This window comes from Streptomyces sp. ITFR-21 (genome assembly GCF_031844685.1).
Classification (GTDB): Bacteria; Actinomycetota; Actinomycetes; order Streptomycetales; family Streptomycetaceae; genus Actinacidiphila.
On record NZ_CP134605.1, the window covers coordinates 3,124,864 to 3,139,949 of the forward strand.

At 73.0% G+C, this 15,086-nt stretch carries 14 protein-coding genes and 3 pseudogenes; 4 read left to right on the forward strand and 13 right to left on the reverse strand.

Annotation, left to right across the window (positions count from 1 at the left end; all coding sequences use genetic code 11):
• Nucleotides 1–135: 135 nt before the first annotated feature.
• Nucleotides 136–993 carry an aldo/keto reductase gene (locus RLT57_RS13520; RefSeq protein WP_311297638.1) on the forward strand — a complete coding sequence of 286 codons (858 nt, stop codon included), beginning with the start codon at nt 136–138 and terminating at the stop codon, nt 991–993.
• Nucleotides 994–1,080: 87 nt separating this feature from the next.
• Here RLT57_RS13520 and RLT57_RS13525 read toward each other — a convergent pair whose 3' ends face one another.
• Together RLT57_RS13525 and RLT57_RS13530 are read right to left on the reverse strand one after the other, a co-directional pair.
• On the reverse strand, nt 1,081–2,268 hold the full coding sequence (locus RLT57_RS13525) for a polysaccharide lyase family 7 protein (protein ID WP_311297639.1): 1,188 nt from the start codon (nt 2,266–2,268) through the stop codon (nt 1,081–1,083).
• A gap of 256 nt (nt 2,269–2,524) precedes the next feature.
• Nucleotides 2,525–3,043, reverse strand: coding sequence for a helix-turn-helix domain-containing protein (locus tag RLT57_RS13530; protein ID WP_311297640.1), 519 nt, complete (start codon nt 3,041–3,043; stop codon nt 2,525–2,527).
• A gap of 165 nt (nt 3,044–3,208) precedes the next feature.
• On the opposite strand from RLT57_RS13530, the gene RLT57_RS13535 reads away from it, so the two are divergent.
• Nucleotides 3,209–3,493, forward strand: coding sequence for a helix-turn-helix domain-containing protein (locus tag RLT57_RS13535; RefSeq protein ID WP_311297641.1), 285 nt, complete (start codon nt 3,209–3,211; stop codon nt 3,491–3,493).
• A gap of 166 nt (nt 3,494–3,659) precedes the next feature.
• Here the strand turns inward: RLT57_RS13535 and RLT57_RS13540 are convergent, their stop codons facing one another.
• Entirely contained in the window at nt 3,660–3,953 is a 294-nt protein-coding gene (locus RLT57_RS13540) for a hypothetical protein (RefSeq protein ID WP_311297642.1), read from the reverse strand.
• Nucleotides 3,954–4,323: 370 nt separating this feature from the next.
• Here RLT57_RS13540 and RLT57_RS13545 point away from each other — a divergent pair, with 370 nt between their 5' ends.
• The gene (locus tag RLT57_RS13545) at nt 4,324–5,508 is read left to right on the forward strand and encodes a S1 family peptidase (RefSeq protein ID WP_311297643.1); all 1,185 of its coding nucleotides are present in this window, start codon (nt 4,324–4,326) and stop codon (nt 5,506–5,508) included.
• 101 nt (nt 5,509–5,609) lie between these two features.
• On the opposite strand, the gene RLT57_RS13550 is transcribed toward RLT57_RS13545, so the two are convergent.
• The 8 genes and pseudogenes from RLT57_RS13550 to RLT57_RS13585 all read right to left on the reverse strand — a co-directional run.
• Nucleotides 5,610–5,795, reverse strand: a complete 186-nt coding sequence (locus RLT57_RS13550) for a CsbD family protein (protein WP_311297644.1) — start codon at nt 5,793–5,795, stop codon at nt 5,610–5,612.
• A 122-nt stretch (nt 5,796–5,917) separates the two neighbouring features.
• Nucleotides 5,918–6,088 (reverse strand): hydrophobic protein, encoded by a 171-nt coding sequence (locus RLT57_RS13555; protein ID WP_311297645.1) that lies wholly within the window; start codon nt 6,086–6,088, stop codon nt 5,918–5,920.
• Nucleotides 6,089–6,148: 60 nt separating this feature from the next.
• Nucleotides 6,149–7,027 carry an oxidoreductase gene (locus RLT57_RS13560; RefSeq protein ID WP_311297646.1) on the reverse strand — a complete coding sequence of 293 codons (879 nt, stop codon included), beginning with the start codon at nt 7,025–7,027 and terminating at the stop codon, nt 6,149–6,151.
• A 639-nt stretch (nt 7,028–7,666) separates the two neighbouring features.
• Entirely contained in the window at nt 7,667–8,350 is a 684-nt protein-coding gene (locus RLT57_RS13565) for an NADPH-dependent F420 reductase (protein WP_311297647.1), read from the reverse strand.
• 193 nt (nt 8,351–8,543) lie between these two features.
• Nucleotides 8,544–9,566 carry an LLM class flavin-dependent oxidoreductase gene (locus RLT57_RS13570; protein WP_311297648.1) on the reverse strand — a complete coding sequence of 341 codons (1,023 nt, stop codon included), beginning with the start codon at nt 9,564–9,566 and terminating at the stop codon, nt 8,544–8,546.
• Nucleotides 9,566–10,669 (reverse strand): ATP-grasp domain-containing protein, encoded by a 1,104-nt coding sequence (locus RLT57_RS13575; RefSeq protein WP_311297649.1) that lies wholly within the window; start codon nt 10,667–10,669, stop codon nt 9,566–9,568. The genes RLT57_RS13570 and RLT57_RS13575 overlap by 1 nt, the downstream gene beginning before the upstream one ends.
• A gap of 248 nt (nt 10,670–10,917) precedes the next feature.
• Nucleotides 10,918–11,742: pseudogene (locus tag RLT57_RS13580) on the reverse strand (diguanylate cyclase domain-containing protein); the annotation flags it as partial.
• 274 nt (nt 11,743–12,016) lie between these two features.
• Nucleotides 12,017–12,442: pseudogene (locus tag RLT57_RS13585) on the reverse strand (caspase, EACC1-associated type); the annotation flags it as partial.
• 215 nt (nt 12,443–12,657) lie between these two features.
• Between RLT57_RS13585 and RLT57_RS13590 the strand changes: the two are divergent.
• Nucleotides 12,658–12,780, forward strand: a complete 123-nt coding sequence (locus RLT57_RS13590) for a hypothetical protein (protein ID WP_311297650.1) — start codon at nt 12,658–12,660, stop codon at nt 12,778–12,780.
• A 9-nt stretch (nt 12,781–12,789) separates the two neighbouring features.
• On the opposite strand, the pseudogene RLT57_RS33360 reads toward RLT57_RS13590, so the two are convergent.
• Both RLT57_RS33360 and RLT57_RS33365 read right to left on the reverse strand, forming a co-directional pair.
• Nucleotides 12,790–13,110 (reverse strand): annotated as a pseudogene (locus RLT57_RS33360) (effector-associated constant component EACC1); the annotation flags it as partial.
• A 77-nt stretch (nt 13,111–13,187) separates the two neighbouring features.
• Nucleotides 13,188–15,041, reverse strand: a complete 1,854-nt coding sequence (locus tag RLT57_RS33365; protein WP_399128612.1) for a SpoIIE family protein phosphatase — start codon at nt 15,039–15,041, stop codon at nt 13,188–13,190.
• Nucleotides 15,042–15,086 lie beyond the last annotated feature (45 nt).

A 15,086-nucleotide genomic window follows, 5' to 3' on the forward strand; every position in this document is an offset into this window, starting at 1 on the left:
GGTGTCCACTTCCGGGCGCGTCCGGTTTCCCCTGGTGGACGCCGCGAGCGGCCAGGGGCGATGCTGGGGAGGTACGGACGCCGGGGCCGGTGCGCGGGCCCGGTGGCCACGGATTTCGAGAGAGGCACGAGCTCCATGCAGACCCGCCGTATCGGTACCGTCCAGGTCAGTGCCATCGGGTTGGGCGGTATGCCCATGTCGATCGAGGGGCGCCCGGACGAGGCCCGCTCCATCGCCACGGTCCACGCGGCCCTCGACGCCGGGGTGACCTTCATCGACACCGCGGACGCGTACCACCTGCACGCCGACGAGGTGGGCCACAACGAGAGCCTCGTCGCCAAGGCGCTGTCCTCGCACGCCCTCGGCGCCGATGTGCTGGTCGCCACCAAGGGCGGCCACCTGCGCCCCGGCGACGGCTCGTGGACGCAGAACGGCCGGCCCGACTACCTCAAGCAGGCGTGCGAGGCGTCGCTGAAGCGGCTCGGCGTCGAGGCGATCGGCCTCTACCAGTTCCACCGCCCGGACCCGCGGGTCCCGTACGCGGACTCGGTCGGCGCCCTCGCCGAGCTGCTCGACGAGGGCAAGATCGTGCAGGCGGGCATCTCCAACGCCGACCCGGCGCAGATCCGGCAGGCCGACGAGGTGCTCGGCGGCCGGCTGGTGTCGGTGCAGAACCAGTTCTCGCCCGCGTTCCGTTCCAGCGACCCGGAGCTGGCGCTCTGCGACGAGCTCGGCATCGCGTTCCTGCCGTGGAGCCCCTTCGGCGGGATCACCCGGGCCGGTGGCCTCGGTTCCGCCTTCGCGCCCTTCGCCCAGGTCGCCGAGGCCCACGGCGTCAGCCCGCACCGCGTCTGCCTCGCCTGGATGCTCGCGCTCTCCCCGGTCGTCGTGCCGATCCCCGGCGCCTCCCGTCCGGAGACCATCGCGGACTCGGCGGGCGCGGCGGAACTCACCTTGAGCGCGGCCGAGATCGAGCTCCTCAGCGCCGCCTGAGCGGCGCCGCGCCGCGGCGCGGGACCTGGCCCGGCGGCTCGACCGCCGGGCCGGTCCCGTGTCGGCGACCGCTCGTACTGCCGGAAACTAGCTGTGCGAGACGCTCAGCGCGTAGAAGGCCACGCGGGCGCCGTTGGTGGTGCTGTCGGAGGAGGACTGGTTGTAGGAACCGGCCTTGAAGTACTGCTTGTAGGGGTTGAAGGACGACGGGATGGCGTAGTGCGTGGTGCTGCCGTTGACCGTCAGGTCGATCGTGTCGCCGCCCGAGACGCCGATCGTGTAGCTCCACTTGGTGCCGACCGACACGTGGCCGACGGTGTGCGTCGTCTGGCCGCCGTCGGGGGAGTTCTCGGTGCCCGCGACGATGTCGCCGTTGGAGTGGTAGTACAGCTCGATCAGCGGCTTGGTGGACGAGCCGCCCGAGCCGAGGTGGATCTGCCCGACGCAGACGTTCGAGGTCACCGAGACCACACGCAGTGTCGCGGTGAGCCGGTGGGTGCCGGCGAGCGACCAGTCGGCGGCGCTGCCGTTGGTGTTCATCTCGCGCAGTTCGGAGCGCGCGTAGTTGGAGTTGGGCGTGGTGACGCCCTTCTCCGGCGCCCAGAACGTCATCGCGCCGTCGGACCCGTCGGTGGAGAAGTACGAGTCCTGGTAGCCGCCCGCGCCCTGGAGCCGCGAGGAGGAGATCGTGGTGGGCGAGCCGGGGGAGCCGACCGGCTCCTGGAGCTCCCACACCGACAGGTTGAAGTTGCCGCCGGGAGCGACCGACGTGTTGAGCCCGCCACCGGGCGGGGTGGTGCCGGTGGGCAGCGTCCACAGCTGGTTGCTCGTCCCGGTGCAGGTCCAGATCTGCAACTGGTTCCCGTTGGCCGAGGACTTGTCGGTGGCGTCCAGGCACTTGCCCGAACCGACGTTGACCAGCTCGCCGTTGCTCGGCGTCCACTGCTGCGCGGCGGTGCCGTTGCAGTCGTAGAGCTGGACCTTGGCGCCGCTGGCGGTCGAACCGGATGCCACGTCGAGGCACTTGCCGAGCGCCCGGACGGTGTTGTCGGAGTTCCCGACGGTCCAGCTCTGCGCCGAGGTGCCGTTGCAGTCGTACAGCTGCACATGCGTGCCGTTGGCCGACGACGCGCTGGCGACGTCGACACACTTTCCGCCGAGTCCGGTGATCGGCCCCGAGGCGGCGGCCTGGGCGCTGGTGCCACCGAGTACGCCGATGGTGACGGCGACAGCCGCGGCGGTGGCCATCGCGAGGAACGTGGAGCGGCGTTTCATGTGGGGGTCGTCCTTTGCGCTGGAGGATATCCGTGGGGAGCGCCTGAGTTGAATAACACGCTCCCGATACGGCGTCAACGCCCTCTCCCGCCCCACCCGTACGTTCGTGCAGGTCACGGCGGCTTCGCCGGGTCCCGCAAAGGTCTGGTCCAACTCCGCCGCATTCGCCCCGCGGTCAGGTGCCGGCAGGGTGCCGGGCGGGCCCCCGGGCGGGTGCCGGGGCCTGTCGTGCGGGCCCACGGCCCGTCGGGTGGGTCTAGCGGGTCGGCGGCGAGGGTTCGGCGGCCGGTACGTCGGCCGGCGCGTCGGACAGGGTGTCCCAGTCGGGGGTGTCGGCGAAGAAAACGTCGATCCTGCTGCGGAGGGTGCTGTACTCGGTCGGGCTGAGCCCGACGCGGGCCTGCTGGAGCAGCGCCTCCAGCATGAGCCAGCGCTCGTCCACGCGGGCCTGGCTGTCGGGTGGCAGCGGCGGGAGAGCCGTCTCCCGCTCCTTTTCCGTGATGTCGCGGAGCTTCGCCGCGGCGTCGTCACGGCCGGCGTCCGCCAGCTGGTCCGGGGTCACACCCACGATGTGCGCCATGCGCGCCACCGTGGCGGCCGGGCCGCGGACGGGTGCCTTGTAGCCGCTGATCGACTGGTAGCCGCTGACGATCTGTCGCCATCGGGCGTCGCTCAGCCCGATCCGTCGTGCGGCCTCCCGCTGGGAGATCCCCGTCGTCTTGAGGGCGTCCTCGATGAGTTTTCCCTCGGGTTGCGCTTCCGGGCGCTCAGTCATGGGACGAGCTTCGCACAACTACGCGCTCGGAGTCCAGTTCTCAACTCCCGATCACCCGACTTGATGCGGCTATGGCCTGCGGAGATACGCCCATCATCACGCGAAGTTTCGCGTAGTTCGTGCGTACTACTTGCGTCATGCGCTACTACGCGCTACTTTCTCCACATGACACCCCGCAGCCGCACCAGGCCGAGTCGGCTCCGCCAGGAGCCGGAGGCGGTCACGTGGGCTCGGGAGAAGGCCGGACTGACGAAGCGGGCGCTGGCCGACCAGATCGGCATCTCCGAGCAGCTCATGGGCGAGATAGAGTCCGGCTGGCGGAGCGCCACCCCGGCCAACCTCGTCAAGATCGCCGAGGCGCTGAACTGCCCGATCGTCGTCCTGGAGCGCAAGCGGAGCATCGGCGCGGTCGGTACGCCCGCCGAGGACGCCAAGTCCGCCGACGAATGACCGCGCGGAGCGACCGCCCCGCCCGACGCGGCAGGCGGCGGACGCCGCGGCCGTGAGGCGGGGTCCCGGCGGCAGAGCGTCCGCCACCGCCGGCGAGTGCGCCCGAACCGCCGCGGGCCAGGAGTGGGCCGGCCCCCGCCCGGCCGGATGCCGGATGCCACGCCGGTCACCAGCGCGCCGCCGGAGCCGGACCGCGATCCGGTTCAGCGGACGGGAGGGCGGTACGGCTCCGGACCGCGATCCGGTCGGCGATCCGGTCGGCAACCAGGAGGGCGGTCGGGACGGCGATCAGGACGAGCCGCCCCGCCGCGTTCCGGCGACCGCCCTCGTCGAGCACCGCCCGCGGCGGCACGATGGGGCCCTGCGGGCCGACGACGGAGGAGGGCGCCTTGAGGAAGACGTCGAAGTTCGTCATCCACGACTCGACCTGACCCAGGGTCCGCTGCTGGACGGGGTGCATCTCCTCCGCAGGCGCCGGTAGTTGCTGGCGGAGGCGATGATCTTCGTCGGACCGGGTACCGGCGCGGCCAGCAGCACGGAGTCCAGGGGCAGTCGGGGACCGGTCTCGGCCGCCGCCAAACACCCCGTCTCCCCCCGAACCGGGCGCCGGCAGGGGCAGGGGGCACGACAGAGCCGACGCGAAAGCCGGATCACGCAGGCGATGTTGACATGTGCACGACATAAGCGGACGCTCAGGAGGTAGCCGTTCCGGAACCGTTCAGCGGGCCGGCGCGGCGCCGGTCGGAGGCACTTCCGTCACGATAGCCCCGACCGTCGCCGTGGTCACTGGTCCACGTCCGCCCGATCGCGGGCAGCGAAGGAGCATGTCGATGCGTCGCAGCACCACTCTGACCTGGGGGCTGTCCGTTCTACTCGCCCTGGGCGCAAGCGCGTTGGGGCTATCGCCGGTCTCGGCGGCCGACGCCGGGAGCGCCTCCGGCACGGTCGCCGCCGGCCGCGCGCTGTCGCCCGGCCTGGTCCCCGCCCTGCAGCGCGACCTCGGGCTGAGCGCAGCGCAGGCGACCGCCCGGCTGCGCGCGGAGGCGACGGCCACCGCGCTGGCGCCGAAGGCGCGGCGGGCGGCCGGCGCGGCCTACGGCGGTTCGTGGTTCGACGCCGGCAAGGACACGCTGGTCGTCGCGGTCACCGACCAGGCCGCCGCGGACGCGGTACGCGCCGCCGGCGCGGCACCGGTCCGGGTCGCGCACAGCGAGCAGACCCTGAACTCCGCCAAGGCGCTGCTCGACACCCGGGCCACCTCGGCCGCCGGCGCCCCCGCGGCCGTACGCAGCTGGCACGTGGACCCCCGCACCAACCGGGTGGTCGCCGAGGTCGCGGCGGGCGCCGCGTCCGAGCCGGCCGTGGCCGCCTTCCTCGCCCCCGCCCGTGAGCGCGGCGTGCTGACCGTCGAGACCTCGGACTCCCCGGCGCCGCGCACCCTCTCGGCCGGCACGGTCGGCGGCGACCCGTACTACATCAACGGCAACACCCGCTGCTCCATAGGCTTCTCGGTGGTCGGCGGCTTCGTCAGCGCCGGGCACTGCGGTACGCCGGGCAGCTCGGTCGCCGGCTGGGACGGCTCGGCGATGGGCTCCTTCGTGGCCTCGTCCTTCCCGTACAACGACTACTCCTACATCGCGATCGGCAACGGCTGGTGGACCGTCCCGGTCGTGCTCGGCTGGGGCACGGTCAGCGACGTCCTGGTCCGCGGCTCCGGCGTCGCCCCCGTCGGCTCCTCGATCTGCCGCTCCGGCTCGACCACCCACTGGCACTGCGGCACCGTCCTGACCCAGAACGAGACCGTCAACTACGCCCAGGGCGCGGTCTACCAGCTCACCGGCACCAACGTCTGCGCCGAGCCCGGCGACTCCGGCGGCTCGTTCATCACCGGCGACCAGGCCCAGGGCGTCACCTCGGGCGGCTGGGGCAACTGCAGCAGCGGCGGCCAGACCTGGTTCCAGCCGGTCAAAGAGATCCTGTCCACCTACGGCCTGACCCTGGTGACCTCCTCCTGACCCGGTCGCCCCGCGGTGGCGCCCGGCGGCAGCGCGCGGCGCGGAGAGCACCGGAGCCCCGACCTCGCCGAGGTCGGGGCTCCGGTGCGGCGGGCCGCCGGTCAGTGCTTGAAGACGTCCTTCATCGCGTCCTTGGCCTTCTCCTTGGCCTGGCGCATATCGCCCTCGGCCTGGTCGGCGCGGCCCTCGGCCTCCAGCTCCTCGTTGCCGACCGCGTGCCCGGCCGTTTCCTTGATCTTGCCCTTGGCCTGCTCGGTCCTGGCTTGGCTCTTGTCGCTGGCGCTCATCTGCCGACTCCTCGCCGTACGTGGGAAGGTGTCCCGTATTCACTGCACGCATTGGTCGTACGTGTTAGATGCACATATCGCCCGCGCGAACGCGGTGCACGGCCCGCAAGCCGCCGTCCGCCTTACCAGCGGTACCAACGGCCGCGGCTGCCACCGGAATTCGTCGACCGGGCGACGAAACCGACCAGCCACACCACCAGTACGACAACAGCGACCCACCACAGAATCTTGAGGGCGAATCCCGCGCCGAACAGAATCAGCGCGAGCAGAAGAACGAGAAGCAACGGTCCCATGATTTCCTACCTCCGAAAGGGCGTTTGCCCCGCCGGGAGACCGTCATGCCTCGGACTTCCCTATCGGTCGCCGGCGCCGCCCACCGCGTCGAGTTCGGCCACCGCGTCCGCCGGCAGCCGCAGACCGGCCGCCGCGACGTTCTCCCGGAGGTGGGCCACCGACGAGGTGCCGGGAATGAGGACCATCGCCGGTGAGCGCTGGAGCAGCCACGCCAGGGCGACCTGCTGCGGGGATGCGCCGACCCGGGCGGCGACGTCGGTGAGCGTGCGGGACTGGAGCGGGGTGAAGCCGCCGAGCGGGAAGTAAGAGGCGTAGGCGATGTTCTCGGCCGCGCACCGGTCGAGCAGGGCGTCGTCCTGGCGGGCGGCGATGTTGTAGAGGTTCTGCACGGTCACCACCGGGGCGATGGCCTGCGCCTCGGTCAGCTGCGCCGCGGTGACCGTGCTCAGGCCGAGGTGCCGGATCAGGCCCTGCTCCCGCAGCTCGGCGAGCGCGGCGAACTGCTCGCCGAGCGGCTCCTCGACCGGGCCGTCGACGGCGCCGAGCCGGAGGTTGACGACGTCGAGCACGTCCACGCCGAGGTGCCGCACATTCTCGTGGACCTGCGCCTTCAGGTCCTCGGGCGTCCGCGACAGGTTCCAGGAGGCGTCCGCGCCCCGGCGGGAACCCACCTTGGTGACGATGCGCAGGTCGTCGGGATAGGGGTGCAGCGCCTCCCGGATGATCTCGTTGACCACCACGGGACCGTAGAAGTCGGCGGTGTCGATGTGGGTGACGCCCAGCTCGACCGCCTCGCGCAGGACGGCGACCGCCTCCGCCCGGTCCTTGGGCGGCCCGAAGACCCCGGGGCCGGCCAGCTGCATGGCGCCGTACCCCATCCGGGTGATGGTGAAGCCGTCGGCGGGGGTGAAAGTGCCGCCGGGAGCGTTCTTCGTCATGGTCGTGCCCTTCGTTCTCGGATGAAGCCGCGGAGCCGGCTCCCGGCCGTCTGCCCCGGGAAGGGCGGCGCTCGGCCGTTCGGATCGCCCGGACCGCCCGGTCGCCTTCGCCGGCTCCCCCACGACCTTCCCTCCTGCCGGGCGCCATGAGGCAGGACTCGGCCGGTCCTGGGACCAGCAGGGCCAGCCTCGCGCCGGGACCGCCATCCTCGCCCGCCGCCGCGGGGCGCGCTCGCGGAGACAGGCCGGGCGGACGCCGGCGCCGCGGCGGGGTGCCCCGGGGCCGCCCCTCCCCGGCAGGCGCCCGGCCCGGCCCCGGCCGGCTCCCGGCTGCCCGGGTCACCCCTCCCCCGAGCGGCCCCGGCCTCCCGGAATCCCCCCGGTCCCGAGCGGCCGGATCACCTCGGCCTCGCGCCGCCCCGGCCACCCGCGAACGACCCGGACACACACCGCCCCGGGCAGCGGGAACGCCCTGGCCACGCGGCCCCGGTCGGCTGCCCGGCCACCCGCTCCGCGCCGGCTTCCGGGCACGGCAGAACGCCGGCCGTCCCGGGCGGTCGCCCGGAAGGCCGGCGTGGAGCGGGTGGGGTCGGTTCAGAGTCGGATCGAGCCCGGATCGGATACGGAAAGGGGCTCGGCTCAGCGCCGCGCCACCGCCAGCCCCGCACTGATGGTGGCGGCCGGGGTGGGCGCGGCCGGGCGGGACTGGAAGTGGGCCGCCGGCACGTCCCCGTACGGCATCCCGAACAGCGGCGTGCCCGGGTCGAAGCGCCAGCCCTCGGCGAGCGGGCCCGCGTCCAGGGTGTCGTAGCCCAGGACGGAGATCAGTTCGGCGGCCTGCTTCTTCGCGTCGGGGTCGTCCCCGGCGATGGGCAGCACACTGCGGTCGGGCGCGCCCACGGGCCTCGGCAGGGCCGCCAGGTGCCCGGAGTAGATGTTGTTGAACGCCTTGACCACGTGCGACGCGTCCAACTGCGCCTGGAGCAGTTCGCTGCTGGTGGTCTCGCCGGACACCAGCTCGGGGTGGACCCCGTCCCGCGCCGGGTAGTAGTTGCCGGTGTCGATGACGACCTTCCCGGCCAGCGGTTCCTTCGGGATGTGGTGGTAGGCGTGGAAGGGGATGGTCACGACGACCAGGTCCCCGGCCTCCGCCGCCTCCCGCGCCGTGGCCGCCCGCGCTCGCGGGCCGAGGTCGGCGACCAGGCCGGAGAGTGTCTCCGGTCCCCGCGAGTTGCTGACCACCACGTCGAGGCCGCCGTCCACCGCGAACCGCGCGAGGAGGCCGCCGATCCTGCCGCTGCCGATAAGTGCCAGTGTTGCCATACCCGCGCCAACGACCCGGTCGGCGGTTCTGTTCCGCTCGCCGGCCGCCTCGAACGGCCGTACGCCAACAGCCCGTTGGCCGGGCCGCGGGCCGCCGGGCCGCCGGGCCGTCCACCAGGGTGCCCGAGCCTCCCTCCCGGTGTCCGGGGCTCTTCCGCGTCGCCCGCGTCGCCCGTCCCGCCCGCGCGGCCGGCTACTTCCAGCCCGGGGTGATCACGTCCCGCCCGAACCGGGCCATCTCGGTGTGCTGCGGGGAGAACTGGAGCAGCATCAGGTCCACGCCCGCCTCCTCGTACGCGCGCAGCCGGGCGGTGATCTGCTCGGGGGTGCCGACCAGCCCGGCCCGCAGGCCCCGGTTGGAGACGCTGTACTCCTCCAGCGAGACCTGGGACTCCAGCTGCGAGCCCTCCACGAAGTCCCGGTAGGAGGCGTACGCCTCGGGCGAGGAGCGTACGTCGAGGATCCGGCGCAGCTCCTCCCGCGCCTCCTGCTCGGTGTCGCGGCAGACCACGTAGCCGGAGACGCCGAAGGTGAGCGGCGGCAGGCCGCGCGCCGCCCGCCGGCCGCGCATGTCGGCGATCTTCGCGGCGATGGTCTCCGGCGGATCGCCGTGCATCACGTAGGCGTCACCGCTGCCGGAGATGAGGTCCTTGGCGGTGGGGGACTCGCCGCCCATGTAGACCGTCGGCCGCTGGGCCGGCTTGGGCGCCAGGACCGCGCCCTCCAGGTCGTACAGGGCGCCGTGGTGGGTGACCGTCTCCTCGGTGAGCAGCCGGCGCAGCACGTCGAGCCACTCGGCGGTGCGGGCGTACCGGGCGTCGTGCACGTCGAAGGGCGCGCCGTACTGGGCGGCCTCGTCCTTCCACCAGGAGGAGACCACGTTCAGGCTCAGCCGGCCGGGGGCGATGGTGTCCAGGGTGGACAGCGCCTTGGCGGTGAGCGCCGGCAGGTGGTAGTTGGGGCGCACCGCGAGCATGAGTTCGAGGCGGGTGGTGACGGCGGCGACGGCCGGCGCCAGCGTCCAGGCGTCGAGACTGGGCGAGCCGGGGCCCTTGATGTCGTTGAGGTTGAGCTCGGCGATCAGGGTGAGGTCGAAGCCGTGGTCCTCGCCGGCGACCACCAGATCGCGGATATAGGGCCAGTCGACGGACATCCCCTCGTCGGGGACGTTGCGCAGCCAGCCGCCGAAGATCGGCATCCAGAACCCGAAGCGCATCAGCGGGCCGTTCCTTCCGTGGCGGCGGTGCGGGCGGTGGCCGTGGCCGCCGCGGTCGCCGTCCGGGCGCCGGCGGCGGCGACCGCCGCCGTCCCGGTGATCCCGGCGGTACGGGCGGCCCCGGCGGCCCCGGCGGTCTCCCCGCTCCCGGTGGCCGCCGCGCCGTCCGCGGCCCCGGCGGCCCCGGCGGCCTCCGCCTCCGCGAGCAGCCGCTTGAGCAGGCGGGCGATCTGCCGGGGCCCGGAGCGCGGCGCCACGCTCTCCACCTCCGGGTTGTAGTTGGTGTTGGTGTTGACGTCGTAGGTGACCAGGCGGCCGTCGGTGGTCTCGATGAACTCGAACCCGGCGACCTCGACGCCGTGCCGGGCGGCGAAGTCCAGGTACCGGCCGAGGACCGGGTGGTCGAAGCCCTCCCGCAGCGCGAACAGGCTCGGCGCGTCCGGGCCGCCGTCGATCGCGCAGGCGTCGGCCGGGCACAGCTCGAAGCCGCCGCGGGCGGTGTCGGCGGTGAGCGCGTAGACCACCTCGCCGCCGACGACCTCCACCCGGGTGATCCGCGGCTCGGCGGCGGGCAGGTATTCCTGGAGCAGGGTGATGCCGTCCACCGGCGGCTGGTGCCCGGGGTCGGCGAGGTGGTCGGCGAAGGCGTCGACGCTCTCGAAGAGCGCGACCCCGAGGCCCTTGCCGCCCTGGTTGTGCTTGACGATGAAGGGCGCGGGCAGCGTGGCGGCGGCGTCCAGCAGGCCGGCGGTCCCGGCCACGGCCAGCGTGCGCGGCACCTCGATGCCGGCCGCGCGCAGGGCGGTGAGCTGGTCGACCTTGCTCATCTCCAGCTCCAGCACCCGCCGTCCGTTGACCACCCGGCGGCCGTGCGCCTCCAGCCAGTTCAGGACGGACCGGGTGTGGTCCTTGGCCAGTACGTGGCCGCGGGTGTGGGCGGAGGCGCTCATCCGGGACCAGAAGACGCCCTGCGGCGGCTCGGCGTCCAGGTCGAGCGCCCCTTCGCCGAGCAGCCACTGCTCGTGCGGCACCCCCTCGGCGTCGAAGGCCGCCGCGAAAGGCGGGTACCAGTCCGGGTTCTCGTGGAGCACATGGACCTTCACCTGAGCTGCCGCCTCTCGCGCGTCCCGCGCCTCTCGCCGATCACGCCCTGCCACGAGGCTAACGCACCGGTCTGACCAGCTGACATGCGCATCATCACCCTGCACACCGGCGAGCCCGCCCGCGTCCCGCCCCCCGGGCCGGCCCACCACCGGCGACCGCCCCGCGGCACCGCCCCGCCGGCGGGCCCGCCCGCGCCGTACTCGGCCGTGCACCGCGGTCGGACGCACGTGCCGCCGGGGCCGCAGAAGCCCGCCCGTTCCCGGTCCCGGAACGCCCGACGCAGCTTCCTGCCGTCCCGCAGGTTCTGGTCGGCGGTGCGCAGAATCCCCTCGACGGTCAGCCCGCACGCGGCCCAGGCCGTGCCGAAGTCGACCCCGACACCGACGGTCTCCGCCTCGACTGTCAGCGGCCGGCCGATGGCATGGCGCAGCCGCTGCCCCAGCTCCTCCAGTTCGCCGCGGGTCAGGCCGTCTGCCAGGACCAGGAACTCGTCACCTGCACGGGCCACCGTGTCGCCGTCGCGGACGGCAGCGGTCAGCCGCCCGGCGATCTCCACCAGCGCCGCGTCGCCCCCGTGCCGTCCGAAGTGTTCGTTGACGGCCTTGAAGCCCACCAGGTCGCAGAAGAGCAAGGCCAGTCCGCGTTCACCGCTCCCGCCGTTCGGCGCGGCGGTGTGCGTGTGGGCGTCCCCTGATCCGCACCCGTCGGCCTGGTAGCCGTGGCCGGTCTCCCCGAACGCACCGCCGGCCGCGGCCCCCTCCGGCCCGCTCCCACCCGGAGCCGGTCCGTCGGGCGGCACGCTCGGCTCGTGCGGGCGGGAGCACAGCCGGGACGACAGCCGGGACCGCAGCTCCGCGCTGTTGGGCAGACCCGTCAGCGAGTCGTGGCTGGCCCGGTGGGCGAGCTGCAGCTCACGGCTCTTGCGCTCCTCGATGTCCTCCACATGCGTGAGCAGGAAACGCGGCCCGTCGGCGGTGTCGGCCACCACCGAGTTCCGCAGCGACGCCCACACATACGTGCCGTCCCGCCGGGCCAGCCGCAGCTCGGCCCGCCCGGCCGAGCAGCAGCGCCTCGCCCGCCGCACTGCCCGCGAACGCCGCCACGACGAGATCGCCGTCGGGGCGGACCAGTTTGACGGCCGCCAGTTCACAGCTGCGGCCCAGTACCACGCCGTCGGCGATGTTCTGCACAGTGTCCGCGAGGCTCCTCGCCGTGTGCAGTTCGTTGACGAGCCCACCGAGCGGAATCTCGCGCTCCACCGAGTCCGGACGGTAGGCGGCGTTGGGGGCAGGCACCGAGCCCAGCTGATTGCGGCACAGACCCTGCGGCTGAAATCGTCCTTTGGAGGCCAGCGCGGAACGGATCCGGGCGAACACCGCGTCCAGGCTGAGCCATTCCGGCGCGCCCGCCACGCCTTCGCGCAGCACGTCCAGCAGTTCGGCGGTGAAGGCGGTGAACTGCTCGCCGGGCGGTGCCAGCGCGACCGCGGTCTCCGCGGCGGCGGCGAGCACGAAGGTGCCGTCGACCTCGGCGAGATCCACCACGTGCGAGGACCGCGGGCCGAAGGCGCGGGCGCTGTCACAGCAGTCCGGGATCACCACCTTCCGCGTCGCCCGGCTGCGTTCCACCGCCCGCCTGATCCATTCGTAGGGGATCGCGGTGTCGTACGCGTTGGCCCGGTCGCTTTCCGGCACGGCCAGGTGCAGATGGCCGCCGGAGTCCAGCAGGCCGTGTCCGGCGTAGTAGACCAACAGCGCGTCGGTTGCCCTCATCGGCGGCGGCACGGACCGCTTTCGACGCCTCGCCGGGCGACATGGGGTCCAGTACCTGCACACAGTGCTCGGCGGACAGCCTCCACACGTCGTCGCGCATGAGTCCGGCGACGGCGGCCGGATTCTCCGCGACCGCGGGCAGGTCTTCGAGATCGCTGAACCGGCTGGATCCGATGAGGACCGCGCGCGAGGACCCGGGTACGGGAATTCCGGTCATGCCCGCTTCCCTCATCCCCTTCGCCCCGCGGTCCGCTTTCCGCCCCGGGTTCGCCACCATCTCGCGGCCCGTCCTCGCCCGGCGATTCCGCCGTACCCGGCGGGCCGCCTTCGCCCAGTAGTTCCCGCAGAACGCGGAGGGTTTCCGCCGCCGGCTGCCGGCCGGTCGATATCGTCGCCCCGTCGGGCCTTTCGATCGTCACGACCGGCCGTTCCCGTCGGGCGTCGTGCCAGGACGCCAGCGAGACCGCCAGCGAACCGGCGCTGAATCCGCTGCCGAGAACAACCGAGGTGATGTCGAAGGCATTTCCCTGCGAACCGGCCGGCAGCGGCCGGGAGGTGCCCAGCCCGATCTCGGTATGCCGACGCACTGACCGGTCGGCGAGCAGCCAGTCGTACAGGGAACGTAAGTGTTCCTCCTGGTTCTCGCCCGGAACCGCGACCACCAGCATGTTCAGCCTCACTTCGCCGACTCGTGCCCCGAGGGGGAAACAGAATAGGCTCTCGCCCGCCCTCCGGTGCCCCGAATCTAGATCCCGGCCGCCGGCACCGCGGGGAGCCGCTGCTCGGCCCAGATGATCTTGCCGGCGGGGGTGTGGCGGGTGCCCCAGTGCTCGGCGATCTGGGCGACGAGGAACAGGCCCCGGCCGCCCTCGTCGGTGGAGGCGGCGTAGCGCAGGTGCGGGGAGGTGCTGCCGGTGTCGGCGACCTCGCAGATCAGGGTGCGGTCGCGCAGCAGGCGGACGCCGATCGGGCCGGTGGCGTAGCGGATGGCGTTGGTGACGAGTTCGCTGAGGACCAGCTCGGTGGTGAACGCCAGTTCGGCCAGGCCCCACGCCTCCAGCCGCCGGCTGGCCTCGTCCCGTACGGTCGCCACCGCGGCCGGGTCGGAGGGCACCTCCCAGTGGGCGATGTGGTCGGCGGGCAGCGCGTGGGTGCGGGCGATGAGCAGCGCGATGTCGTCCTGGGGGTTGGCCGGCAGCAACGCGTCGAGCACCCGTACGCAGGCCTGCTCCGGGGTACGGTCGGGGCCGGTCAGGGCGGCGCGCAGCAGGTCGAGGCCGACGTCGATGTCCCGGTTGCGGTCCTCGACGAGCCCGTCGGTGTAGAGCACGAGGCGGCTGCCCTCGGGCAGCCGGTGCTCCACCGCCTCGAAGGGCAGCCCGCCCAGGCCCAGCGGCGGTCCGGCCGGCACGTCGAGGAACTCCGCGGTGCCGTCGGGGCGCACCAGGCCCGGCGGCAGGTGGCCGGCGCGGGCCAGTTCGCACGTGCCGGAGACCGGGTCGTAGACCGCGTACAGGCAGGTCGCGCCGGCGACGGGGACGCCGCCCGCGGTCGCCTCGTCCCGGTCGATCCGCAGCACCAGGTCGTCCAGGTGGGCGAGGAGTTCGTCGGGCGGCAGGTCCAGCATGGAGAAGTTGTGCACCGCCGTCCGCAGCCGGCCCATGGTGGCGGCGGCGTGCACGCCGTGCCCGACGATGTCCCCGACCACCAGCGCGACCCGGGCGCCCGACAGCGGGATGACGTCGAACCAGTCGCCGCCGACGCCGGCTTGGGCGGGCAGGTAGCGGTAGGCGACGTCCAGCGCGTCCTGTTCCGGCAGCCCGTGCGGCAGCAGGCTCCGCTGGAGGGTGACGGCCATGGCGTGGTTGCCGGTGACGGCCGAGTCGATCTGCTCCTGGGTGGTGTACTTCGTGTCGAACAGGCCGCTGTTGCGGCCGACCCGGAGCACCGCCACCCGGTCGGCGACCGCCCGCACCTCGTCCATCTCATGGCTGACCAGCAGCACGCCGACCCGCTGGTCGCGCAGCCGCTGCACCAACTCCAGCACCAGGGCGGCCTGTTCGGGGCCGAGGGCGGCGGTCGGCTCGTCCATGACGACGAGTTCGGGATCCCCGATCAGCGCCCGCGCGATGGCCACGCCCTGCCGCTGCGAGCCGGAGAGCGAGGCGACCGGCACCCGCAGGCTGGGGATGCGGACACCCAGCGTGTCCAGCAGATTTCGGGACCGCTTCTCCATGCGGACCGAATCCAGCATGCCGAAGCGGCGCATCGGCCGGCCGAGGAAGAGATTGTCGACGGTGTCGAGGTTGTCGCACAGCGACAGATTCTGGTGGACGGTCGCTATCCCCAGATCACGCGCGTCGATCGGCCGGCGGATCTCCACCCGCCGGCCCTTCCACTCGATGATCCCGCTCTCCGGCGGAAAAGCCCCGGAAATAGCCTTGACCAGGGTGGATTTGCCCGCGCCGTTGCTTCCGACCAGGCCGACCACCTCGCCGGCGTCGACCGTCAGGTCGACCTCACGCAAAGCCTGCACGGCACCGAACCTCTTGGAGACATCGCGCACGGTCAGCAGCGGACTGCCTCGCACGATCGCCACCCCCTCCTCCGGTCGGCCCGGTGTCGGCTACTGAGTTTGCCCGGC

Coding starts and splice junctions, on each gene's coding strand:
- RLT57_RS13520 (WP_311297638.1), top strand. CDS start 136: ATGCAGACCCGCCGTATCGGTACCGTCCAGGTCAGTGCCATCGGGTTG.
- RLT57_RS13525 (WP_311297639.1), bottom strand. CDS start 2,268: ATGAAACGCCGCTCCACGTTCCTCGCGATGGCCACCGCCGCGGCTGTC.
- RLT57_RS13530 (WP_311297640.1), bottom strand. CDS start 3,043: ATGACTGAGCGCCCGGAAGCGCAACCCGAGGGAAAACTCATCGAGGAC.
- RLT57_RS13535 (WP_311297641.1), top strand. CDS start 3,209: ATGACACCCCGCAGCCGCACCAGGCCGAGTCGGCTCCGCCAGGAGCCG.
- RLT57_RS13540 (WP_311297642.1), bottom strand. CDS start 3,953: ATGCACCCCGTCCAGCAGCGGACCCTGGGTCAGGTCGAGTCGTGGATG.
- RLT57_RS13545 (WP_311297643.1), top strand. CDS start 4,324: ATGCGTCGCAGCACCACTCTGACCTGGGGGCTGTCCGTTCTACTCGCC.
- RLT57_RS13550 (WP_311297644.1), bottom strand. CDS start 5,795: ATGAGCGCCAGCGACAAGAGCCAAGCCAGGACCGAGCAGGCCAAGGGC.
- RLT57_RS13555 (WP_311297645.1), bottom strand. CDS start 6,088: ATGGGACCGTTGCTTCTCGTTCTTCTGCTCGCGCTGATTCTGTTCGGC.
- RLT57_RS13560 (WP_311297646.1), bottom strand. CDS start 7,027: ATGACGAAGAACGCTCCCGGCGGCACTTTCACCCCCGCCGACGGCTTC.
- RLT57_RS13565 (WP_311297647.1), bottom strand. CDS start 8,350: ATGGCAACACTGGCACTTATCGGCAGCGGCAGGATCGGCGGCCTCCTC.
- RLT57_RS13570 (WP_311297648.1), bottom strand. CDS start 9,566: ATGCGCTTCGGGTTCTGGATGCCGATCTTCGGCGGCTGGCTGCGCAAC.
- RLT57_RS13590 (WP_311297650.1), top strand. CDS start 12,658: ATGCCCGCTTCCCTCATCCCCTTCGCCCCGCGGTCCGCTTTCCGCCCC.